We start from the raw sequence: 23,029 nt of genomic DNA, 5'->3' as shown, positions 1-23,029 counted from the left end.
AGAGATCATGATTAAGACGGCGATAAGGTCGTTATATTATGAGTATGGTTGAGTAATCGTTAAGTGATAGCGTTTCTTCTCTTTTGGCGCCGTGCAGGTAGTAAGCAAGCTGCGACTGTCGAGTAGAATCCAATCACGGCGATGCGCCATACCAAGATCCACCGCTTTAGTGCGATCAAAGCATTCCATATCTTTAGAATTGGTGGTCATGATGTAGCGATTCGGTTTTTCTTTCATCCACTGCCAAGCGTTACGGTCTTGCTCTGTCGCCTCATCTAAATAACTAAAATGAGTTAATGAAATTGGCGAGAACAATAAAAACTGCTCTTTAAAGCGAGTTAAACCGAGTTCGCCATCAGAGCCAATTTTTTGCTGCACATCAAGCATCATGGCTTTAGCAGGAGTCCGCATTGGATTTAATAAAGAGTAGCCGACAAAACTGTATAACACCCAAGTAATGGCTAATGCCGCGCCTAAACTGCATAATGCTGGTTTTTTTAGCCCTTTCCAGAAAGCCAGCAACCACACCGCGCCTGCAACAATAAAGAATGCCGCATAAGGTAAGGTGTCATCGCCCAATGCTTTAGTCACCGCATGCGCTTTAAATAACGCCATGCCTGCGACCACCAGCATCGCAACACCAAGGACGGCAATTAAGCCTTTGAGCAATTTTTCGACCCAAGGTTGCCAAGTGTCTCGCGCTAAGAAATGCCCCGCGATCAGTGCCATCATCGGCAGTGCTGGCAGAATATAAACCCCACGCTTACCAGGGCTAAAGCTAAAGAACACCACCACTAATGCAATCCAAGCTAATAAGCTAATGATCACCACAGATTGGCGACTTTGTTGCCAGAATTTCTTATTGAAAAATACAAAGTACAAAGGAAACCACATGGCAGGAATAACGCTGACCACAAAGTAATACCAAGGTTTAATGTGCCCCCAAGAATGGGCGTAACGCTGACCGGTTTGCTTAAATAAAATATTATTTTTATAAGCAATAAAATCGGGATTATGGCTACTTTCGGCAATCGACAGCATAGGAATCAACCAACAAGCGACGACCGCAAGCATGGCCACCGGTCCCCACAAGAGTTTCCATGACACTTGTTCTTCAAAGCGATGCTTGCCCGAAAAGTGTAAAAACAAGATAGGAATAAGCAGTAGCGCCGGTAAGAACCCCACTCCTTTGGTAATGATCCCCATTCCCATAAAGCCCCAGGCAACGCAATACCAAGTCCAACTGGTTTTAACAAAAAAGTGGCGTAACAAACCATACATCGCAATCGTTATCCAAGCGGCAACCATGGCATCAATCTGCGCCGCTTTAGCCTGAATAATAAATTGTGGGGCGATCAGTAATAACAAACCAACCGTGCGCGCAGTTTTGACATTCCACAATTTGGCGGAAATGTCATAACAACACACTAATGCCATCAAACTCACAATCGCATTAGGTAACATGAACGTCGCTTTTAAACTGCCCGTTAGCCAATAAAAAGCCGCCATCGACCACATAAACACCGGCGGTTTATCTGGGTATAATTCCCCTCCCCGCATCGGGAAAAACCAATTACCCGATTGCACCATCTCACGCGCCACTTCGACAAAGCGAGGCTCATCGGCAGGCCACGGGTCACGAAAACCTGCGCCGGCTAAAATAATAACCGCCGCAATCACCAATAAAAACAATAGGGTTTGATAGTAATCTTCATTGCGCCACGCTTGTTGACAGCGAGCTCCAATAGAGCCTGAAACCTGGTTCATGATGCTTCATCCAAATTTGATTCTTGATTTAATGATTCAACCTGTTGTTTGACATGATCACGATAAATCAAACTGGTTAAAATGGTACTCACCACACCTAGGCCAACACTGACGTAAATAAGATTACTGTCAGGCGACTTGATCCCCGCACCAGCTAAGACAAAAATGATCGTTTGCGGCAAATAGCCAAGAATACTGGCGCAAAAAAAGGGCACTAGTGGCACCCGCACACTGCCAGATAACACATTGGTTACCACGTTATTGCCAATCGGAAATAAGCGCAGTAATAAAATTTTGGTAAACGGCGCGCGGCTGGCAAAGGCATTAAATTTTCGCATTCGATTCGGAAATCGTTTAAATAGAATATTAGCCAGTAAAAAATGCGCCACCGTATAATTGATCGATGCCGCGACTACACACACAGCGATCGTCAATAAGGTTCCAAGGTAAATATGGTACAAATAGCCAAACACCAAAGCGATCACTTGCTTAGGTCCACTGATGGCTAAGAAGAATATGGATGTCACCAGTAAAATAACATCGCCTTTAATGCCATTTTGTCCAATGTAATCCACCAGCCAGTTTTTATCGGCAATATGGGCGATCACCGGATTATTCAGTTGCGAAATAAGCAACAAGATAATCACGATCAACGCCGCCAGCTTTAACCACTTCATTTAGATAGTGTCGTCATTGGAATAAGCGTCATCACTTTTGCCCGTTGGCGCGGTGACCGCTTGAACATCTTTGACCACCGGCAGTTTGGCACGGTGCTTTAACCAAATCACGCCAAATAAATCGACCACACCCACCCAAGCTCGATTCCAAGCATTGTAGTTAGATGTGCCGACTTCTCGATCACGATGTTGAACTTGATGCACCACAATCTCGCCATCAAGGCGCTTAATTAACGCTGGAAGAAAACGATGCATGTGATCAAAATACGGTAATTGAAGATAGGTTTGCTTAGGAATAACTTTTAAGCCACAACCTGAATCGGGCACGCCATCGCCCAATAATTTATCGCGAATGCCATTAGCAAATTTAGATTGAAAGCGGATCCACGCGGTATCTTGGCGCTTAGCTCTAAACCCTGCGATACAAAAGTGCGGGTTGGTCACTTTCGCTGCCGCCTCTAGCATCGCAGGCATATCGGAAGGATCATTTTGGCCATCCGCGTCAGAAGTCACAATCCAGTCGCCTTTGGCATGTTTGACTGCAGTTAATACAGCGGTGCTTTGCCCGCAGCTTTGTGCATGGCTAATTACTTGCACTGCACATTGGCACTCGCGAGCAGTCTCTATGGCTTCTTGTACGGTTTGGTCGGTGCTGCCATCATCCGTGATAACAATTTCTACTTGCTCAAAAGCATGTAGGCTTTGATGGATCTCCTTGATAAGCCTCCCAATGTTTCCTTGCTCATTTTTAGCAGGGATCACAACAGAAATACTCGGAATCATTCTGGCCTCGTTATTTATGATTAATATAGCCCAATGACGTCAAGATGCGTGACTGGAGTATATTTGGTTTTTCTCTGGTAAGAGTAGCATGTGCAAGGTAATAGCAAATTGAAATAGCATGTCAGTATAATGACATGGCTTGAATTACTTGCCGCCACCAATAAACACATTGTACCAAGAAACCCTTAAGGTTTACTGAAGATAAACTGACATTTTACTTTGGGCTTTAGGGAATATTGAACAAAATTTAATCACGAAAGATCAACAGCCCCTAGCCTCTTTTAAGATCTAGAATAGGTTTTTTCTCTTCTCTTCTCGCCACTGCTTGTTTAGACGGTTATACTCTTGCCTTTCAAATTTCAGCTGTGGATGTCCCCAGCTATCGCAGGTAAGAGCTTAAAATATGCAAGAATATACGGAATTTTTTCAACAAAACCTAATCATGTGCCTTGTTTGGGTTGGTGTACTGGCGGCATTGGTCATGAGTTTTTATAAAGCTTCAACCGCCAAATACAAAACCATTGATAACGATGAACTGACTTTTTTAATTAACAAACAAGACGGCGTTGTGGTTGATATTCGATCGAAAGAAGAGTTCAAACATGGTCATATTGCGGGCTCAGTTCACATTTTACCATCAGACATCAAATCTGGTGCACTTTCTACCATTGAAAAATTCAAAGCGACCCCAATCATTGTGGTATGCAAGTTAGGACAAACTGCGCCAGAAAGTGCCAACCTATTGGCCAAAGCCGGTTTTGAAAACGTGACCGTACTGAAAAACGGCATGAGCGCTTGGAACGAAAAGAACTTACCGTTAGTCTCTGATAAAGCAGTGTCTAAAAAAGGTAAGAAATAAAATAAGCAAAGCCACTCACGCATATCTCGCATCATCATGCGTGCTGGCTTACAAATCATTTTTTAATTTATCTCTACAAGGATTTTAATCATGGCTGAAGCAGCACCGCAAGAACAACAGAACTTCACAATTCAACGTATCTTCCTAAAAGACATCTCTTTTGAAGCGCCGAACTCACCAAACATGTTTCAAAAAGAGTGGGAACCAGATGTTAACCTTGAGCTAGACACTCAAAGCCGTGAATTAGGCGAAGGCGTTTATGAAGTGGTTCTACGTTTAACCGTGACCGTTAAAAATGCGGAAGAAGTGGCTTTCCTATGTGAAATTCAACAAGGCGGTATCTTCACTGCAGGACAAATGGAACAAGGTCAACTGGCTCATTGCCTAGGTGCATTCTGCCCGAACATCCTATTCCCATACGCTCGTGAAACAATCTCAAGCTTAGTGATTAAAGGTACGTTCCCACAATTGAACCTAGCACCGGTTAACTTTGATGCATTGTTCATGAACTACCTACAGCAACAAGCTGAACAAGCACCAAAAGAAGAAGCATAATCTGGTTTTCTCGATGAAGTGTGAAAGCGCTTCGTTTTGAACGCTGAAAATAAAAAAGCAAAAGCGCTATACTCAAGTAATATCGACATTAGATGTTTCGTGAGTATTTAAACGGCTTTTGCTTTTTTGTCTATTGCGTTATCCCCTTCAGAACTCATCAAAAGGTTTTCATCATGCCAAACACAACTCCTCATCAAAATGTCGTTATGACCGTTATCGGCGCGGGCTCTTATGGTACTTCTCTTGCCATCGCTCTGGCTCGTAATGGTTCAAATGTTGTGCTTTGGGGGCATGAAGCCGAGCACATGGCAAAGCTACAAGCAGACCGTGCCAACCATGAATTTTTACCTGGTATCACCTTCCCAGAATCGTTGATCATTGAAACCGATTTAGCCACTGCGGTATCCTCAAGCCGAGATTTATTAGTCGTCGTACCAAGCCATGTATTTGGTTTAGTGCTCGGCAGCTTAAAACCGCACTTATTAGACAATTCACGCATTTGCTGGGCAACCAAAGGGCTTGAACCTGAAACTGGCCGTTTATTAAAAGATGTGGCGCAAGAAGCTTTGGGCGATGACATTCCACTCGCGGTATTATCTGGCCCAACCTTTGCCAAAGAATTGGCGGCCGGATTACCCACGGCAATTTCTGTTGCCTCTCCTAATGCTCAATTTGTAAAAGATCTACAAGAGACTATTCATTGCGATAAAAGCTTTCGCGTGTATGCCAATGAAGATTTCACCGGTATGCAACTGGGCGGCGCAGTGAAAAACGTGATTGCGATTGGCGCTGGCATGTCCGATGGCATTGGTTTTGGTGCTAATGCTCGAACCGCCTTGATCACTCGTGGCCTGGCTGAAATGACCCGCTTAGGCACAGCATTAGGCGCACAAGCAGAAACCTTTATGGGCATGGCAGGTTTAGGCGATTTAGTGTTAACCTGTACCGATAACCAATCGCGTAACCGACGCTTTGGTTTGGCATTAGGTCAAGGTAAAACCATCGATACAGCCCAACAAGAAATAGGTCAAGTAGTAGAAGGCTATCGCAACACAAAAGAAGTGTGGCTACTGGCTAATCGTATGGGTGTTGAAATGCCAATTGTTGACCAAATCTATCAAGTATTGTATCAAGGTAAAGATGCTCGCCAAGCGGCGCAAGATTTACTCGCCAGAGCGAAAAAAGCAGAAAGATAAAAGATTAGAAACATAAGAATCTTGGCACTAAAGGATTAACTCGTTATCGTGGTTTTCAAAGCGGCGATAACGACTAAAAGAGAAATAGGATTTCATGAAGCACTGCGAAAAACAGAAGATCTGGCACAAAATCGTAGAAGAAGCCAAGCAACAGGCAGAGCAAGAGCCAATGCTGGCCAGTTTCTATCATTCGACCATTATTAACCACGACAGCTTAGCCGCGTCATTGAGTTATATCTTGGCCAATAAACTCAAAACCGCTTCCATGCCCGCCATGGCCGTGCGTGAAGTGGTCGAAGAGGCGTTCCTTTCTGATTGCAGTCTAACCGAATCGGCGACGTGTGATATTTGCGCTACCGTAAACCGAGATCCGGCGGTTTCAATGTACTCTATTCCTCTATTGTATTTAAAAGGTTACCACGCGCTACAAGGCTATCGCGTGGCCAACTGGCTATGGAATCAAGGTCGCGTCACCCTTGCCACCTATTTGCAAAATCAAATTTCCGTCGCTTGCCAAGTCGATATTCACCCAGCCGCAAAAATTGGTCATGGCATTATGCTCGATCACGCCACTGGCATTGTGATTGGTGAAACAGCGGTAGTGGAAAATGATGTGTCAATTTTACAAGACGTCACCCTCGGTGGTACTGGTAAAGATGGTGGCGATCGTCATCCGAAGATCCGTGAAGGCGTTATGATTGGCGCAGGTGCCAAGATATTAGGCAATATTGAAGTCGGTGAAGGGGCGAAAATTGGTTCGTGCTCGGTGGTCTTACAAGCCGTCCCCCCTCACACCACAGTTGCAGGCGTTCCAGCTAAAATCGTGGGTCGCCCGCAAAGTGACAAGCCATCTTGGGATATGGATCAGCAATTTAATGGTACTTCACCTGATTTAATTGATGGCGCCGGGATTTAAATAGGAAAGAGAAAAGCGAGATCCCCTATCTGCTCGTTCTACTCGCGTATGGGATGACGGAATTTACCTACTCGCGTGGGGTGACAGGGTTTATCTATTCGCATGCGATGACAGGGTTTATCTACTCGTGTGGGAAGTCACGTGGGATAACCGTTTTATTTTATCTTATAAATACCGCTGGCTTAGCGCCTCAATAAATGCATTCATTTGATCGGCGTTTAAGTGATTGATCCCAGCCGCCGCACGTCTTCCGCCTCCAGTGGCAAATTGCCCACACACTTCATCTGCGCCCAGTCGATTATTCAAAGGCGCGCGAACGCTGACGGTGTAACTCTTCTCGCTCTTCTTTAATTCTTGATCTTGATTAAGCTGATTTAACGTTAACACCGCAAATGCTTTATCCGGATTTCGATTAGCCAGTTCATTGCCAAACACGCCACTAATCCGCCTTGCCCACGGCTGGCACGGCAAGATGAACACTTCACAAACCTCATCCACATAACTGGCAGAAATAGCGCTCAGATGGGCTTTATCGGCTTGGTATCCGGTTTGAAGTTGATAAAATGGCGACTTTAAATCAGCTTGTAAATCAAACGGGTTAGGGTAGCTCAGTAATTGAGTAAATAAATCCGCTGGAGAGATATGCAAATCATTTAAGTCAGCGCCATAACCGTTGTAGTTAATCAGTACGCCAAGCTCATTAAGAAAGTCGATTTGAGATTGGCTAAGGTCGAATTGCTGAGCTAAACGTAATGCCCCTTTCACCATATTGTCACCAAATGCCGCCGCAATCGCCCAAGTTTGATATTGGCCTTTTAGCTTTTGGTTGATGAGTAAACTGGTGCACATTTCAGAGTCGAGATTAATTAAAGTTGTCAGGCTGGAGTGGTTGGGAATATCGCCACTTTGATGGTGATCGCAATAAAAAACAGGGATCGCACGTTCAAGCAACGCAGTCAGTGGAGTAAGGTTTTTTTGCAATGAAATATCAAGCACTGTCACCGACGTCACATCACGGGCATTTTCAACTTGAGTAAGCAATTGAATATCACGCTTAACCCCCGTCACTAATTGACTTTTTTTAGGGGAAGCTAAGCGCAATTGCAGCAACGCAATAATGCCATCTGCGTCGCCATTAAACACATCGTAATGCATGACAATCCTTTGTCGTAGTTACCTTTCGTCATTCAGGAAACGAAGGACGAGTTATCCGGAATTTCGCTTTTAGCTCTTAATCCGAGCCAAATAAATCGCGGGTGTACACTTTATCCGCCACATCCGATAATTCATCCATCATACGATTGGATACGATCACATCCGACATTTGCTTAAACTCATTAAAGTCGCGGATCACGCGTGAATTAAAGAAATCGTCTTCTTTCATCACCGGCTCATACACCACCACTTCAATACCCTTGGCTTTCAAACGCTTCATAATGCCTTGGATACTGGAAGCGCGGAAGTTATCCGAACCGGCTTTCATGATCAAACGGTAGATACCCACCACTTTTGGCGCTCGCTTAATAATGGAATCGGCAATAAAATCTTTACGAGTCCGGTTAGCATCCACAATCGCGCCAATGATGTTATTTGGTACGGCGTCGTAGTTTGCCAGTAATTGTTTGGTATCTTTTGGCAGGCAGTAACCACCGTAACCAAACGATGGGTTATTGTAGTGATTACCAATACGAGGATCTAAGCCTACGCCTTCAATAATTTGGCGCGCGTCCAAACCGTTAGCTTCAGCGTAAGAATCTAACTCGTTAAAATAGGCCACACGCAATGCAAGGTAAGTGTTAGAGAACAACTTCACCGCTTCGGCTTCGGTTGAATCGGTAAATAGCACCTCAATGTCATCTTTAATCGCCCCTTCAACCAGAAGGTTAGCGAATACTTGGGCACGTTCAGATTGTTCACCCACAATAATGCGAGACGGATGCAAGTTATCAAATAAAGCGCGACCTTCACGTAAGAACTCTGGTGAGAACAAAATATTGTCACAGTCAAGTTCTTGTTTAATGCTGGCGGTATAACCCACTGGCACGGTCGATTTGATCACCATCACAGCATTGGGATTAATCGCCATCACCTCTTTAATGACCGCTTCAACCGATGAAGTATTAAAGTAGTTGGTTTTAGGATCGTAATCGGTAGGCGTGGCAATGATCACGAACTCGGCATCTTGGTAAGCCAATTGTTTATCAAGCGTCGCGGTCAGGTTTAACTCTTTTTCCGCTAAATATTGCTCAATTTCGGCATCGGCAATAGGCGATTGTTTATTGTTAATCATCGCCACTTTTTCAGCAATGATATCGACTGCCATCACCTGATGATTTTGCGATAAAAGAACCGCATTCGAAAGGCCAACATAGCCTGTACCCGCAATAGCAATTTTCATAACATCCACTCGATAAAATTAATAATAAAGGACTTACCATTCAAGCAATAAAATCACAGTGTTAGTGTTATTTATTGGGAAGAACACTGAGATATTCACGGTCAGTGAGATCGTTGCGTAAAGAGTAAGGAATAGTCACATTGTAAAAGGAAGGATGGCGCATTTCTACTATAATTGCGCTCAGCCATTCAATTATCTTCGCACAAACTTCTGAGAACAATCAAACACATCATAAACTTGACCTTCCCCTTAAGTCACGTATTCTGAGCGCCTGTTCTAGCGAGTACTACCATTACATTAAGTGACCTCAATTATGCGCCCCAATAGCAAAGATTTTCTCAATATCTTCTTAAATGATATTCCTTTGATGGATGTTCGCGCGGCGATTGAGGTTGATAAAGGCGCTTTTCCTCAATCAATCAATCGTCCATTACTCGATGATGCTCAGCGGCATGAAATTGGTATTTGCTATAAAGAAGCTGGGGAAGAGGAAGCCATATTACTGGGTTTAAAACTGGCGACACCGGAAATTCGCGCACAACGGCTGGCCGATTGGAAAGCTTTTTGCACCGACAATCCCAATGGTTATCTCTATTGCTTTCGGGGCGGTTTGCGCTCTCATACCACTCAAGCTTGGCTTAAAGAATCCGGTGTGGATTATCCACTTATTGATGGTGGCTACAAAGCGATGCGCCGCTTTTTGATGGATCAACTCGATGACAATATCGAATCACTTCGTTTGATTAATATCTGTGGCCCGACCGGTTCTGGCAAAACGCGAGTGCTGCAACATATTGATCATCAAATCGATTTTGAAGGACTGGCTCGGCACCGAGGCTCAGCTTTTGGTCGCAACGCCGATGACTTTCAACCTAGTAGCATCGATTGGGAAAATGCCGTATCAATTGCGATGTTGAAACATCGTCACCGCCACCCACAACAGCCATTATTTGTGGAAGATGAAGGTCGCTTAATTGGCCGAATAGTGATGCCCGAGAACTTATGCCGCGCCATGACAAGTAATGAGTTAGCGATATTAGAGGAGCCCATAGAAAAGCGGATCGCGATGACGGTTGAAGATTATGTGACACAACCTTGGCAGGACTATCAGCAACGCTTTGGCCCCGATGCAGAGCAACACTTTAGTGATTTTGTATTAGGCAGTTTAACTCGGATTAAAAAACGATTAGGTGGCGCTCGCTTTAACGCATTGCACACGAGCTTAACTCAGGCATTGGACGTGTTATTTCGTACAGGTAAGCACTTGGCATTTGATGCGCCAGTCAAAACCTTATTAGCTGACTATTACGATCCTATGTACCACTATCAATTTGGCAAACGCCAAGGCAAAGTCATTTTTCAAGGCAATAGTGAAGCCATGATCGAGTGGGCAAATGCTCAGTAAGTATTGATCTTATTCCATAGCAACAGTTGGAATGCTAACTTAGATAACAGCAAAAAAACCGAATTACAGATCTAACCACTGGCTTTGCTCTCCTTGCATTCTGCCGGTTTGGATCAGTTGTTGGATGTGCTTGATTATTGGGCTCGGGACGTGATTTTTATCGGTCAGAAAGTAGGTGTGACCGGTGGGAAAGTCGAAATGGGTGTTAAAACTATCGCAATCAACTTCCATTACTTTGCGCTTAGGCAGTTTGGATAAATCTTCTGGGCCGGTCATGCCCATTCTGCGTGATAACGTTCTACCATAAAGGTTGACGATTTTAGACGCGGGCATGGCGAGATCGTCGCTGGCAAAATAGACGATGGTATTTTTGGCCGAATCGATAATATGTCGCCCCGCTTGACCTTGCTCTAAAGTTTGATTTTCAACATCGGCGGCCACCATAAACACATTACGAAATAACTGCGACATGCCTCCTGGTTGAGTGTGCTGCACCCAAGTTTGCATGGCGTTGAGCAATACTCGGTTTCCCATTGAATGAGCCAATACGTTCATACGGCGTAAACAAGGATTTTGTTGTTGGGCTACATCATGTCGCCATTGGTCAAACTTCCAAAACAATCTAGCAAAGGCGATACCACTGTAATCAGCGGCTTTTTGGTCGTCCCAGTAATCATCGACAATTTGTAATCCTGAGTCATCGTCACAGGGCCAAATAATCGGGATCACTTTCACCAAATCAGCATCATCTTGATTGAGTAAGGCTTCTAGTTGCTCGGCCCTGCCAAAGACGTCTGGCTCCATATTGTTATTAAAGCCATGGATATAGAACAATATTTGAGTATGCGCAGGCAGTGCTTTAAGTTGCGAAAAGAAGGGCTTGGAGAGGATTTCTGTATAATCGCCTTCCCCATTACGCTCACAAAAGAACAACCATTTAGAGATGTCGGTATTTTGGCTATTGAAACTGATTTTACGATTGGCTTTAGAGCGAGCCGATTGATTGGGAGTGCGGTTGGTAATAAAGAGCATGGGCAGTCCTTGCCAAGTTAATGTGGTCATTAAAGAAGCACCCTTGCCTCTAGTCGAATATTTTCACCTGTTCTTGATGTCGATTTTGACTGTTAAGCTTTTATACCCGTCTTACTTGAAGCTGCAGCTTTGTTGGCTGCGCTAACTCACCCCAATCACTTAGGCAAGCTAAGCTCATGGGCTTCGTTTACTTGCCGCCTCACTGCAACTTCAATTACTTTGGGTATACATCTTCAATCATGACTCTTTGCTTCCAAACCAAATCACTAATGCCATCGCTCGGGGTAAATCCTGCCGGGGTATTGATCAATATCTCACGAATAAGGTCATGGTCAAAGTCGTGACAAGCTTTATCGAGCTGTTCGAGCAATCGCTGGTATTCTTCACTGCTAATGCACACTTCTGATGCGGTCATAATTCGCTCGTGCGAGGTTTCACTCACATCATTACCAATCAATAACTCTTCATATAATTTCTCACCAGGGCGTAAACCGGTGAATTGAATTTCGATATCACCATGCGGGTTACTCTCGGATTTCACTTCTAAACCAGACAGGTGAATTAAGTTTTCAGCTAAATCCGTGATGCGTACGGGTTCGCCCATATCAAGAACAAACACATCTCCGCCTCTTGCCATCGCGCCGGCTTGGATAACCAATTGCGCGGCTTCAGGAATGGTCATAAAGTAACGAATAATATCAGGATGGGTGACTGTTAATGGTCCACCTTGTTCAATTTGTCGCTTAAACAATGGGATCACCGAGCCTGACGATCCTAAAACATTTCCAAAACGAACCATACAAAAATCGGTTCCATGTTCTTTTTTTGCTTCTTCTTGTGCTAAAGCCTGTAACCCCAATTCGGCAATACGTTTAGTCGTGCCCATCACATTGGTTGGGCGCACGGCTTTGTCGGTAGAAATAAGTACAAAGGATTTTACCCCTGCCTCAATGGCCGCTTTAGCGCTGTAATAGGTGCCGAAGATGTTATTTCGAATACCTTCTACCACGTTGTACTCTACCATCGGGACATGTTTGTAAGCCGCGGCATGATAAACAGTCTCGACCGAAAAGTGTTTCATGGCTGTCGCAAGGCGATTAATACGCTGCACTGAGCCTAGTAACGGATAGATAGGAATAGATAAGCCGTTTTCAGCGATGTAAGTACTCAGCTCTTTATCGATTTTATACAGCGCAAACTCAGATAACTCGAATAACACTAATGCTTTGGGTTTTTGCTGGATGATCTGACGACAAAGCTCTGAACCAATCGAACCACCGGCGCCCGTTACCATCACCACTTTATTTTTTATATTTAATTCTAATAGTACTTTTTGCGGCATGACAGCTTCACGCCCCAATAAATCTTCAATCGGCACATCACTTAATTGATCAATGGTTGCCTTGCCCGACACAATATCGCTCATTGCAGGAACGGTTAACACTTCGACCGGATAAGGCACTAAGGTATCGATAATTTCTTTTCGTTGTGATCGAGTTGCACTAGGCAGCGCCAGCAGGATTTTTTTAATATTGTAGCGTTTAATCAGATATTGGATGTTTTTCGGTTTATTCACCGTCAATCCTTGGATCACCGTGTTTTGCAATGTTTTATCGTTGTCGACAAAAGCACGTACTCGATAATCTGAAGAAGAACGCAATGCAATCGCTAACTGACGACCAGAGCTGCCAGCACCATAAATCAATACTGGCTCCAGCCCTTTGGTGTATTGCTGCGAAACCAACACGCGAACGATTAAGCGAGAGCCTCCACACATCAAGCAAAGAAATGCACTGTAGATGATGGGAATAGAACGCGGCACATAGGCATCAAGATAAAACGCACATATTGCAACAGTAGTACCGGAAATAATGGTACCAACACTAACAACAAATAATGCATGAAAGGTTAAGTAACGCAGAATAGCTCGATATAAACCCAGCTTGGTAAAACAGAGTAAAGTAACCGCTAATGTCGCCAAAAGCACATATAAGTTATCATTTTGGAACACCGCGTGGGTATGCCCCAACCGAGCCCAATAAGCTGCGACAAATGCGAGAGTGACAAAGAATGCATCGATAATGAGACTAATGATTCGTTTGTTGAATCGAGATAACGACCAAATGTAGTTAAGTTTTATCATAGACCTAGCGGATCTCTTCTATTCTTGTTGCTAAAAAACCAAAAACGCCAGCGATAAACTGGCGTTGTTAGAAAAGTCTTCATTGTGAATAACTATTATTTCGAAGGCTTAACCGCATCACCACTACCACTACCTGTAGCAGTCATGATTATATACTTAAAATATAAGGATAAGGTTAAAGTATCGATCATTTTTTTATCTGTTTTGGCTAGCAGTTCAGGTGTAGACATATCAATGTTCTGAACCTGGGCTAAACCAGTGATCCCTGGTAGTACATCGTACACTTTCAGTGCATCGCGCTTTTCAATCAACTCTTCTTGATTAAATAGATTAGGGCGCGGCCCTACTAAGCTCATCTCGCCTTTCACCACATTAATCAATTGAGGAAGCTCATCAATCTTTGTCTTGCGTAAAAAAGCACCTAACTTAGTAATAGAGGCATTATTGGCTAAGTGGCTTGCCACCGATTTGGTTTCAACTGACATGGTGCGAAATTTGATCAATTTAAATGGCTTTTTATTTTTACCAACTCGAGTCTGCACAAACACAGGCGAGCCCGTATCAAATAGCCCAATGATCACAACAATCAAAAGAATGGGCCATAAGAAAAGTAAGCCGAAGAAAGCCACGAGAAAGTCGATAAGTCGGATCATTTATTATCACTCTGATTTGTTGTTGAATCTTGGTCTGAAAGTAAAGACATAGCCTGCTTCATTGTATAGGGCGCTTTCCAACCAAGAATATCGTAAGCATTTGATGTGTCAACTTGTAAGTCATCCAATAATTGCACAGCCATTGCAGACTTACCCAGTAATTTAGCGGCAAATTTCATCATTGAGATTGGTAGCGGTAACTGAATTAATTTTTTACCCTGCCCTTCGGCTATGGCATTGGTAAACTCTTTTATAGATACCGTCTCACCATCAGATGCCAAAAATGTATGTCCGGGAGCATTTGGATGCTCGGAGCAAGCAATTAATAAATCCGCAAGATTTTGAACCGCAATAAAATCACGCTTATTATTGGCCAATCCAAAAGGTAGAAAGGGGACTTTTTTCACTAGTTTTGTTAAAGCGCCAAAATTACCTGGTGCATTTGGGCCGTAAACTAAAGTCGGACGTACAATGACTACCTCTAAACCCGTTTCAGCGGCGATTTTTTTCAATCCAACTTCTGCATCATATTTTGATTGAGCATAAGCATTGTGGGGACATGCCACTTGCCCTGGAGTAAATACGCTATTATGCGTCACGGTACCATTAACACCTATTGAGCTCACAAAAACAAAACGTTTGACGCCAGCTTTAGTCGCCTCTGTCGCTAAATGTAGAGTACCTTGAACATTAACGGATTTATAATCTTCTACCGTGTAATCATGGTTATGAGCTAGGCCTGCAAGATGGATGATTGAGGTAATATTGTGGAAGGCATTATTCCAATTAGTTTTCGAGTCAAGAGATGAGATAAAATGTGTATGATTGCTGACGTTAGTATTTTCAACATTAGAATTAACAGCTCGAACAACCTTCTTAGCTGAAGTGATTTTAATGTTAGACCCTACAAAGCCAGAAGTACCAGTTATTAAAACCCTAGACATTACTGTCGTTTCCTAATCGCGTTAAATACATAAGATAAATAACAAGATATACGCTTCATTACTGATAACTCTTTAACCTCCAAGTATACTTTTAAGGTTACGAATAACATTTTTATCTTGTTACTGCTCACGCTTCCAGATCTAATTCTATATTTAACCAAATCAGAATCTAAACCATAAGATTTATAACCTTGCTTTAATAAATCAATCCACAACTTTAAATCTTGCCTAGCCCTTATTTCACTAAACTTAATGCTATCTAAGACTAAACGCCTGTTTATAATTGCAGTAGACGTACCAATTTCTGTTTTACGGAGGTTAGTTTCCAAATTAACGCACTTAGATACACTTACCGAACCTGGTCTAGAAAAACCGTCTTCATCAATAAAAGAAAAAGATGTATGACTAATTTCTGCATTATTAGCCTTCATAAACCCCAATTGCTTAGTTAATTTATTTGAATCCCATAAATCATCTGAATCTAAGAATGCGAGAAACTGACCACTAGCCAATTCAATCCCTATATTCCTTGCGACCCCAGCGCCAGCATTCACGTTTGTGGAGTGACACCTCACCCTACTATCTTGATGTGAGTATTTATCAACAATTAAAATTGTAGAATCTGTAGAGCAATCATCAATAACAATTAACTCCCAATCACTATAAGACTGATTAATTACAGATTCTATCGCTACTGCAATATGTTTTGAAGAATTATATGCAGGCATGACTACTGAGACCTTCACATTATACCTCACCAATACAAGAGGTGAAATTTTTTATGCTTACATTCTTCATTTTATTTAGCTTAGCCTCCAGGCAATTATAATCGATACATTTACTCATGCCCTTATTTAAAGTAAGATCATCAAAACTGTATATAAACCCAGATAATGATAACGTATTATAAATTTCAAAAAGCCCCTCAGAAATGATGACCGGAACACCGAGTGATAATGATTGAAGAAGTTTATTAGGCATGCAAAACTTAATATTTAATCTATCATCATCAAAATATATGAGACTAAAGTCATAAACACGAATCAGATCACCAATATTATCAGGACTATACCTCCCCTTAAACATCAATTTACATTCATTCTTTAATCTTTCAAACTCAAACTCATAACTTGATGTGCAACCAGAAAAGTAACCATAAATATCAACAGAATATCCACCACTCAATAATTCAACCAATAAATCAAGTGGCAATCTATTTTGATTGATCTGACCAAAATATACAATTCTTTTTTGATTATTATATTTACAACAAGATAATAAATCAATATCATCAGACATATTATATACAACAGGAACTTTTTTATTATACTTTAACCATAACAATCTAGACAAACCTTTTGAAACAGTGATAAATCGAACACCAGGCAACTTAAATACAATAAATTCCAAAGCGAAAATCATAGAAAAAAAAACATAAGATTTCACTGTCTTATTATATTTAATCTCATTCAAATCATGAACATCAAATACAATTCTAACCTTAATCATTTTAACCATACAAAAAAAATAAACCATGATAAGATTTAACAACATTGCATGCTGGTGAAATATAAACACAGAATTATCACCTGAATACTTAAATAATTTAAAGTCTAAATATTTAAGGTTATCAACAATCTTGTGCTTCTTAATTGTGGGTATTGTTTTCTGAAAATGCAAACGACTACTAATACTAGCATCACCTTTGTAGATATGAAATATCATTATTACCTTTCCTTCTCAATAAAAACAAAACGAACCATATTAAAGGCACGGTAACAAACAAGACATTAATATTCGTAAATCGTGCCATCTCACCTTTAGGTAAAATAAATATTATCTTTGAAAGTATATAGATATATATATATATATACATGCTATTATTTGTTCTCAATAACTTATGATATAAAATATATGACATAAAAACCAATGAAAAAATCCCAAAAAAAAGAAATATGACACCGCCATTTGCATAAAACTCACCAAATAAACTGGGTGGAAAACCACTACCAGGCTCACTAACAAAGAATGCCTGTTTAAACTGTATTGATATAGGTGTAAAATCGACACCATCAGATATAAAACTCTTAAGTGCAGGGAAAAGATTAAATAAAGGTGCAATTATAGTTTCACCTTCTCTGTAATCTAAAAATATACCATAGGAATTAACCATAGCAAAAAAACTAGCATAGTTAGGCAAGTTACCTTCATTTAACAGCTTATCTAGAATCATACCAATGATGGTTCTGATATTTGATAAAGAAACAGAAGAAATCATACCAACACGATACATATCCGTTATATATCTAATTGAAAAGATGAGCATTGCGCTTAAAAAAATGACAACGCCGAAAAAAAACACCTTTTTCAGCGATACTTTTAAATTAATTAATCGAACATAAAACAGTAAGAAAAACAACATATCAGTTACCAACTGAGTGACTCGAGCTTTAGTAATGAAAATAAAAAAGAAAAAAAACATAACAACAAACAAGTGGTATTTGGATATATCCTTATTAACATATGCAACTATTGATATAAACATTGATATATACAACAGATTATAACCCAATTGTGACAACTTCATCACTGAAACCAGTTCTGCATTTGACTTTAGTGATAAGAAATAACTTAAAACGCCACCAGAAACCAAATTTGAAATATAAATAAAATTCAAACAAGCGACAACAATAAAAATAAGATTAAGACTTCTTATTACTTTAGAGTCAATAGATTGTATACTAGGTCTTCTAATCCGAACGTCACTAATCAAAATATTAGAAATAATTGATAATATTAAAAAAACACACACAGCAGAAAAAAACAATAAAAAAGTTGACTCGTATTGATATTTCTGTATATCAGTCAAAAAAGATACTATTCTTACATTATCAAACCCATAGACTGTTCGATATACAGCACAGAAATATATAAACAAAGTGTATGGAAGAAGCAACAGTAAAGGGTTGAATATATGTTTGATTGTAAAAAGAAACAATAAAACTAAAATTGTCAATATTAATGTGCATAATATTATGAACACCTTGACCTCCAAAATAGCAATGGAATGGGGCTGATCTTCAATCTTTTATACACAAATAAAAATAATAAGATATTTTGTGAAGACAAATAAATTAAATATGCTAATGCTGCACCAAATAATTGATATTTATAAATGGCTACAGGTGCAATTAACAACATTACACACATTATAAAGAAAGAAATATTTTTCACATCTCGTTGGTGCCCAGTCATATTTAAAATAGAACCTACCGACCCCAAAATAACATTAAACCATTGAGCTAGACACATAATATTTAATACTATACCATGCCCCGAAAATCCATTACCAAATATAGACAAAATAGTATTAGGGAAAAATAAAACAAAAAGAACATATGGGAGAGTCAGTATAAAACAGATTTTAACACCAGATTGCATCAGATTTTCTAATTTCTTTATTTCCTTTTTTCTATACAAAAAACTAAACTTAGGCATTAATATTGAATTAATGACAACCAACACAAAGCTAATAACTAAAGCTACTTTCTCAATAGCTTTGAAAACACCTAAATCTTGACCACTTAACATAAAAGAACAAATGTAAGTAAACATCGAAACTTGGATATAACCCAATATTGATACCGTTAAAAAATCATTAGTTTCTCGCTTCGAGTATGTATGATTCTTATTGAGACTTATTAATCGTTTATCTGCTTTAAAAAAAACGCTGTAAATACCAATTATTGAAACCAATACAGAAGATAAAAAAAACATCCTTGACACTATATTAAAATCAAATACATTCATTGTACATGAATAAAAATATGTCATCAAAACTGTAAGCATGGAAATAGATCCAATTTCAAACAAGCATGCTATTGATGGTTTCTGAGACGCTTTATAAAATGCTGAAAACAAGTAAGCCATTGAAAAAAATGGTAAAGCTAATAATAAGAATACAAAGTTCGATATGACCTCATTAGAATTATCATAATAAACCCACGCCCCTCCTAGTAGGGCAATTAGTAGGACGATATAAAGCGAACGCTTTAATAATTTAAAGCACAATGTAAAAAACAAATCTAACCGCATTAATTCATTATCAACATCAAACCCATGCTTTATATAATAAACATCAAATCCATTTTTATTTAAAAGATTAACCCCATTCAATATAACCAACGATAACGAAAAATAACCTAAATACAGTGGTCCAAACTTATTAGCAACAAATATACTTAATAATAAACTTCCAGAAACTGTAATAATTCGACTAATAATAGTCATTATGACATTTACAATCACAATGCTATTCCTTTAATCAAGGAAATCAATTTTTCGGTGTTTTTTCTAGAGCAGTATGAATTTCTCGCCTTCCTATACACGTTTTGCCTTATAGACTCATTAAACATAATGTCTCTAGATATATTTTTTATTAAAAACTCAAATTCATTTGAGTTCGGATCAAATGTAATTGATCCTGTATCAGAAAGCATTTCTGATATGCCTCCTACATCTGAAGCAGCTACAGGAATGCCGCAACTCATCGATTCCATAATTGATACCGGCAACCCCTCAGACTTACTTGCATTTATAAACAAGTTAAACTGTTGAGATTTATATAATTCCATTATTTCAATTGTAGTCATATATCCTAGAGCATTACACTTTAAATTCTTCACTTCATTAAAGTGCATTAGATTTTTTATATTTTCATATTCAGGGCCATTGCCTATATGATACCAGTAAACTTCTTTATCATTATAAAAATCAGCTAGCTTTTGACATATTTTAAGGATCTTATCAAGGTTCTTATTTTTCGTACAAAACGAACAAGATACTAATTTTACAACATTTTCATCTATTATAAAAGAACATCGATCATCCATGATATTGATACCTAATGGTATTATTTTAATTTTTCGTTGTTCAATATCATACTCTTCAATTAAATATTTACATGCTTTAATTGACAAACATATATATTCATCTACATAGTTTTTAAATTGCCATTTAAACAACATCTGTTGTTTATTTTGAACTTCTTTATATAAATCAAAACCATGCACCCTTGAAATTAAATTTATATTTAGACCTTCCTTCTTCAACATTGAACACGCATAAGATTGAACATCATTCCAGAAAGTATACACAATAGAAACTTCATGTTCCTTGCAGATCTGTCTAATTTTACTCTTTAACTTTATTATATGGGCTGATTTAACTAATAATGGTTTAAGTAAAAATATCTTTTTCTTCCATGGAATGTTATATAATTCCAACCAAAAAAATGAACTAAAAAATGACAATAAAGCATAAAAAAAAACATCCTGATTACACTTTAAAATAGGCTTAACATTATATTTATTTGAATTATCCCTTAACTCTCCTGAAATTTTCATAGGTGATACGATGATATCGAAGCCCTTCTCCTCATGAAAATAATCTAATTCAGGCTGAATAAATGACTCACCAACTCCATAAGGATACGAACTCGTAAGATATAATATTTTCTTAGAGTTCATGGCCTAGCTCTCTCATTTTAATCTGATATTCTTGATGCTTCATATCTAAAGGTATCGTTATTTTAAATATATCTAAACATGAAAATGCAGAGTCAAAAATATAATTCCAGTTACTAATTACATCTTTAATTCTCACTATTGCTTCACTTTTAGTACATGTGCAGTTATAACTATACCATTCTATAAACCTATTAAAGTCACTATATTCAGATGATATTATTGATATTGACATTTCCTTAGCATCATTAGCGTTTATTTTTTCCACAGAGAACTCACTCGTGTTTTCTCTAAATAAAAAAAACATTTTTTCTATTTTCGTACCTTGAACATCAACCTGGTTAAATAAACGTGACGGTTTTATTTTTCTTCTCACCTTTTGAGTGTTTATTTTATTTTTAATTTTGAAGTGTAGTTTATTAGCAATGCTTTTATCTGATAATATTAAATCTTTCATTTCATTACCAATACAATTATAACCATAGATTTTTGGCTCAGCCATATTTCCATAAACTATTGCATCTTTAGATATTATAGCTATATCATCACTGATAAAACCGACATCAAGATCTTTCAAAGCTAATAATGCTGATGACTTACCAACACCACCAGTACCTGTAAATAGATATGCCTTGTTATTTTTTGATATCGTTGCTGCATGTATAGGCATGATATCTTTAAAAAAATATGTCATTGGCACCAACACAAGTTCGTGTAATATTTGACCAATCATCTGTTTCTGAGTTGAAAATTCCATCGATATTATTTTGCTGATAAAATCTCTAGTTTTACTTTTATCTTTTACCTTTAGATTAACATTTAAAATATCATCAACCATAAACCATGCCACATCAATATTTCTATAGTGTGAAATGAAACCATTATCCAATTTCGTTAAAATTTTTGGATTTACTGACTCAGTATAACTATCCTTTAGTTCATTATTAAAACTAACTATGACATCAGTTAAATTAGATGTTGTGTTTTCATATAAACTTAAGTTATCTTCAACTAAACTCAATAATTCACTTTTAATATTGAAGTGGACATTTTTTCCAAAAATTATTTTATTCATAAATCGAACCATCATTCATGTAAGGATGCATAGGAAGGCTAATTACCATTTTAGCCAAAGATTCAGCTACTGGATAATCATTATTAATGCAATTCAAAGAGCTAAATACAGATTGCTGATGCATACATTTCTTGTAATATATCATTGTTGGTATTTTTTCTTTTTCATAATCATTCATAAAACTATCACGATCTCGGCTTAATATCGTATATTGCGCCCAAGAACTAATATAGCCATCAGGAATTATTGGTGTATCAACAATTCCATGTAATTGTTTAGAGTATTTATCAGCTTGATTTTGTCTCGAAACCATCTCAAAGGGAAAAACTTCTAATTTTTCTAATAAAATTGCTGCTTGAATAGTATCTAACCTAGAGTTCATACCAATCCGAATATTATCGTATTTATCACGTCCTTTACCATGTACTCGATACGATTTAATTAACTCTGCATATTCATCATTATTAGTAAAGATAGCACCACCATCACCATAACAACCTAATGGCTTTGCTGGAAAGAAACTGGTTGTGGCAATATCGCCAAAGCTTCCTGCTTTCTTATTATTAATACTACCACCAAAACCTTGTGCGGCATCCTCTACAAGTTTTAGCTTATATTTATCGGCAATTTTTTGAATTTCAGGGTAATTAGCTGGTAAACCAAATAAATCCACGGCAATGATCGCTTTAGGTATTAATCGACCTTCGGCAATAGTTGCTTGAATACGTTTTTCTAAATCGAGTGGGCATATATTAAATGTCGCTTCATTAGAATCCACAAATACCGGCGTTGCTCCCTCATAAGCAATCACTTCTGCTGTCGCAAAAAAAGTGAATGTAGGGCAAAAAACGGCATCCCCTTCTTTAATATCGAGCACCATCATAGAAAGCGTTAAGGCATCAGTTCCATTAGCACAAGTGATCGCATGCTTTACGCCAACATATTTTGCCAGAGCTTCTTCAAGTTCTTGTACTTCTGGGCCCATGATGTATTTACCATGATCCAATACGCCTTGAATACGAGCGTCAATTTTGGTTTTTAAATGTTGATATTGAGCCGCAAGATCGATGAATTGCATAAAGAGGATTCCTACTTTTATCT

Annotated in this window: 21 protein-coding genes; 5 read left to right on the top strand and 16 right to left on the bottom strand. The window is 39.0% G+C overall.

The features are described from left to right. Window positions 1–36: 36 nt before the first annotated feature. From GFB47_RS01425 to GFB47_RS01415, 3 genes are read right to left on the bottom strand one after another with little or no spacing between them, the layout of a single operon-like run. Window positions 37–1,767, bottom strand: coding sequence for an ArnT family glycosyltransferase (locus GFB47_RS01425; protein WP_153445981.1), 1,731 nt, complete (start codon window positions 1,765–1,767; stop codon window positions 37–39). Beyond that, window positions 1,764–2,444, bottom strand: coding sequence for a TVP38/TMEM64 family protein (locus tag GFB47_RS01420; RefSeq protein ID WP_153445979.1), 681 nt, complete (start codon window positions 2,442–2,444; stop codon window positions 1,764–1,766). Before GFB47_RS01420 ends, GFB47_RS01425 begins: the two co-directional genes overlap by 4 nt. Further along, the gene (locus GFB47_RS01415; RefSeq protein WP_153445977.1) at window positions 2,445–3,227 is read right to left on the bottom strand and encodes a glycosyltransferase family 2 protein; all 783 of its coding nucleotides are present in this window, start codon (window positions 3,225–3,227) and stop codon (window positions 2,445–2,447) included. Between the two features lie 403 nt (window positions 3,228–3,630). Here GFB47_RS01415 and GFB47_RS01410 point away from each other — a divergent pair, with 403 nt between their 5' ends. From GFB47_RS01410 to cysE, 4 genes are all read left to right on the top strand, one after another. Beyond that, a complete protein-coding gene (locus GFB47_RS01410) occupies window positions 3,631–4,086 on the top strand; it encodes a rhodanese-like domain-containing protein (protein ID WP_153445975.1) in 456 nt (151 codons plus the stop codon). Window positions 4,087–4,176: 90 nt separating this feature from the next. Beyond that, entirely contained in the window at window positions 4,177–4,641 is a 465-nt protein-coding gene (gene secB / locus GFB47_RS01405) for a protein-export chaperone SecB (protein ID WP_153445973.1), read from the top strand. A 173-nt stretch (window positions 4,642–4,814) separates the two neighbouring features. Next, the gene (gene gpsA, locus GFB47_RS01400) at window positions 4,815–5,837 is read left to right on the top strand and encodes an NAD(P)H-dependent glycerol-3-phosphate dehydrogenase (RefSeq protein WP_325077233.1); all 1,023 of its coding nucleotides are present in this window, start codon (window positions 4,815–4,817) and stop codon (window positions 5,835–5,837) included. A 94-nt stretch (window positions 5,838–5,931) separates the two neighbouring features. Next, on the top strand, window positions 5,932–6,753 hold the full coding sequence (cysE, locus tag GFB47_RS01395) for a serine O-acetyltransferase (RefSeq protein WP_153445971.1): 822 nt from the start codon (window positions 5,932–5,934) through the stop codon (window positions 6,751–6,753). A 165-nt stretch (window positions 6,754–6,918) separates the two neighbouring features. Here cysE and GFB47_RS01390 read toward each other — a convergent pair whose 3' ends face one another. Then, on the bottom strand, window positions 6,919–7,908 hold the full coding sequence (locus GFB47_RS01390; protein ID WP_153445970.1) for a DHH family phosphoesterase: 990 nt from the start codon (window positions 7,906–7,908) through the stop codon (window positions 6,919–6,921). 76 nt (window positions 7,909–7,984) lie between these two features. Further along, window positions 7,985–9,151: a nucleotide sugar dehydrogenase gene (locus GFB47_RS01385; RefSeq protein ID WP_153445968.1), complete on the bottom strand. Its 1,167-nt coding sequence runs from the start codon at window positions 9,149–9,151 to the stop codon at window positions 7,985–7,987. A 313-nt stretch (window positions 9,152–9,464) separates the two neighbouring features. On the opposite strand from GFB47_RS01385, the gene mnmH reads away from it, so the two are divergent. After that, window positions 9,465–10,556: a tRNA 2-selenouridine(34) synthase MnmH gene (mnmH, locus tag GFB47_RS01380; protein WP_153445966.1), complete on the top strand. Its 1,092-nt coding sequence runs from the start codon at window positions 9,465–9,467 to the stop codon at window positions 10,554–10,556. 63 nt (window positions 10,557–10,619) lie between these two features. Here the strand turns inward: mnmH and GFB47_RS01375 are convergent, their stop codons facing one another. The 11 genes from GFB47_RS01375 to GFB47_RS01325 form a co-directional block, all read right to left on the bottom strand. After that, window positions 10,620–11,618 carry an alpha/beta hydrolase gene (locus GFB47_RS01375; protein ID WP_225874276.1) on the bottom strand — a complete coding sequence of 333 codons (999 nt, stop codon included), beginning with the start codon at window positions 11,616–11,618 and terminating at the stop codon, window positions 10,620–10,622. A gap of 184 nt (window positions 11,619–11,802) precedes the next feature. Further along, window positions 11,803–13,731, bottom strand: a complete 1,929-nt coding sequence (locus GFB47_RS01370) for a polysaccharide biosynthesis protein (protein ID WP_153445965.1) — start codon at window positions 13,729–13,731, stop codon at window positions 11,803–11,805. A 95-nt stretch (window positions 13,732–13,826) separates the two neighbouring features. Continuing rightward, on the bottom strand, window positions 13,827–14,384 hold the full coding sequence (locus GFB47_RS01365) for a sugar transferase (RefSeq protein ID WP_153445963.1): 558 nt from the start codon (window positions 14,382–14,384) through the stop codon (window positions 13,827–13,829). Next, a complete protein-coding gene (locus GFB47_RS01360) occupies window positions 14,381–15,328 on the bottom strand; it encodes an NAD-dependent epimerase/dehydratase family protein (protein WP_153445961.1) in 948 nt (315 codons plus the stop codon). Before GFB47_RS01360 ends, GFB47_RS01365 begins: the two co-directional genes overlap by 4 nt. Then, window positions 15,328–16,056: a glycosyltransferase family 2 protein gene (locus GFB47_RS01355; protein WP_153445959.1), complete on the bottom strand. Its 729-nt coding sequence runs from the start codon at window positions 16,054–16,056 to the stop codon at window positions 15,328–15,330. The genes GFB47_RS01360 and GFB47_RS01355 overlap by 1 nt, the downstream gene beginning before the upstream one ends. A gap of 19 nt (window positions 16,057–16,075) precedes the next feature. Next, window positions 16,076–17,053, bottom strand: a complete 978-nt coding sequence (locus GFB47_RS01350; protein ID WP_153445957.1) for a glycosyltransferase family protein — start codon at window positions 17,051–17,053, stop codon at window positions 16,076–16,078. After that, window positions 17,028–18,197: an oligosaccharide repeat unit polymerase gene (locus tag GFB47_RS01345; RefSeq protein ID WP_153445955.1), complete on the bottom strand. Its 1,170-nt coding sequence runs from the start codon at window positions 18,195–18,197 to the stop codon at window positions 17,028–17,030. The genes GFB47_RS01350 and GFB47_RS01345 overlap by 26 nt, the downstream gene beginning before the upstream one ends. A 164-nt stretch (window positions 18,198–18,361) precedes the next feature. Further along, window positions 18,362–19,636: an MATE family efflux transporter gene (locus GFB47_RS01340; protein WP_153445953.1), complete on the bottom strand. Its 1,275-nt coding sequence runs from the start codon at window positions 19,634–19,636 to the stop codon at window positions 18,362–18,364. Beyond that, the gene (locus tag GFB47_RS01335; RefSeq protein ID WP_153445951.1) at window positions 19,633–20,856 is read right to left on the bottom strand and encodes a glycosyltransferase; all 1,224 of its coding nucleotides are present in this window, start codon (window positions 20,854–20,856) and stop codon (window positions 19,633–19,635) included. The genes GFB47_RS01340 and GFB47_RS01335 overlap by 4 nt, the downstream gene beginning before the upstream one ends. Beyond that, window positions 20,846–21,928, bottom strand: a complete 1,083-nt coding sequence (locus GFB47_RS01330; protein ID WP_153445950.1) for a hypothetical protein — start codon at window positions 21,926–21,928, stop codon at window positions 20,846–20,848. Before GFB47_RS01330 ends, GFB47_RS01335 begins: the two co-directional genes overlap by 11 nt. Beyond that, on the bottom strand, window positions 21,921–23,006 hold the full coding sequence (locus GFB47_RS01325) for a DegT/DnrJ/EryC1/StrS family aminotransferase (RefSeq protein WP_153445948.1): 1,086 nt from the start codon (window positions 23,004–23,006) through the stop codon (window positions 21,921–21,923). The genes GFB47_RS01330 and GFB47_RS01325 overlap by 8 nt, the downstream gene beginning before the upstream one ends. Window positions 23,007–23,029: the final 23 nt, after the last annotated feature.

This window comes from Vibrio algicola (genome assembly GCF_009601765.2).
GTDB classification, from domain to species: Bacteria; Pseudomonadota; Gammaproteobacteria; order Enterobacterales; family Vibrionaceae; genus Vibrio; species Vibrio algicola.
This window is presented reverse-complemented; position numbering and strand designations above follow the sequence as displayed.

Bases quoted from the DNA above. Each gene is read 5' to 3' on its own strand.
- GFB47_RS01360 (WP_153445961.1), bottom strand. From the start codon at position 15,328: ATGTCTAGGGTTTTAATAACTGGTACTTCTGGCTTTGTAGGGTCTAAC.
- GFB47_RS01390 (WP_153445970.1), bottom strand. From the start codon at position 7,908: ATGCATTACGATGTGTTTAATGGCGACGCAGATGGCATTATTGCGTTG.
- GFB47_RS01420 (WP_153445979.1), bottom strand. From the start codon at position 2,444: ATGAAGTGGTTAAAGCTGGCGGCGTTGATCGTGATTATCTTGTTGCTT.
- gpsA (WP_325077233.1), top strand. From the start codon at position 4,815: ATGCCAAACACAACTCCTCATCAAAATGTCGTTATGACCGTTATCGGC.
- GFB47_RS01415 (WP_153445977.1), bottom strand. From the start codon at position 3,227: ATGATTCCGAGTATTTCTGTTGTGATCCCTGCTAAAAATGAGCAAGGA.
- secB (WP_153445973.1), top strand. From the start codon at position 4,177: ATGGCTGAAGCAGCACCGCAAGAACAACAGAACTTCACAATTCAACGT.
- GFB47_RS01350 (WP_153445957.1), bottom strand. From the start codon at position 17,053: ATGATATTTCATATCTACAAAGGTGATGCTAGTATTAGTAGTCGTTTG.
- mnmH (WP_153445966.1), top strand. From the start codon at position 9,465: ATGCGCCCCAATAGCAAAGATTTTCTCAATATCTTCTTAAATGATATT.
- GFB47_RS01355 (WP_153445959.1), bottom strand. From the start codon at position 16,056: ATGCCTGCATATAATTCTTCAAAACATATTGCAGTAGCGATAGAATCT.
- GFB47_RS01385 (WP_153445968.1), bottom strand. From the start codon at position 9,151: ATGAAAATTGCTATTGCGGGTACAGGCTATGTTGGCCTTTCGAATGCG.
- GFB47_RS01365 (WP_153445963.1), bottom strand. From the start codon at position 14,384: ATGATCCGACTTATCGACTTTCTCGTGGCTTTCTTCGGCTTACTTTTC.
- GFB47_RS01375 (WP_225874276.1), bottom strand. From the start codon at position 11,618: ATGACCACATTAACTTGGCAAGGACTGCCCATGCTCTTTATTACCAAC.
- GFB47_RS01425 (WP_153445981.1), bottom strand. From the start codon at position 1,767: ATGAACCAGGTTTCAGGCTCTATTGGAGCTCGCTGTCAACAAGCGTGG.
- GFB47_RS01330 (WP_153445950.1), bottom strand. From the start codon at position 21,928: ATGAATAAAATAATTTTTGGAAAAAATGTCCACTTCAATATTAAAAGT.
- GFB47_RS01370 (WP_153445965.1), bottom strand. From the start codon at position 13,731: ATGATAAAACTTAACTACATTTGGTCGTTATCTCGATTCAACAAACGA.
- cysE (WP_153445971.1), top strand. From the start codon at position 5,932: ATGAAGCACTGCGAAAAACAGAAGATCTGGCACAAAATCGTAGAAGAA.
- GFB47_RS01325 (WP_153445948.1), bottom strand. From the start codon at position 23,006: ATGCAATTCATCGATCTTGCGGCTCAATATCAACATTTAAAAACCAAA.
- GFB47_RS01410 (WP_153445975.1), top strand. From the start codon at position 3,631: ATGCAAGAATATACGGAATTTTTTCAACAAAACCTAATCATGTGCCTT.
- GFB47_RS01335 (WP_153445951.1), bottom strand. From the start codon at position 20,856: ATGAACTCTAAGAAAATATTATATCTTACGAGTTCGTATCCTTATGGA.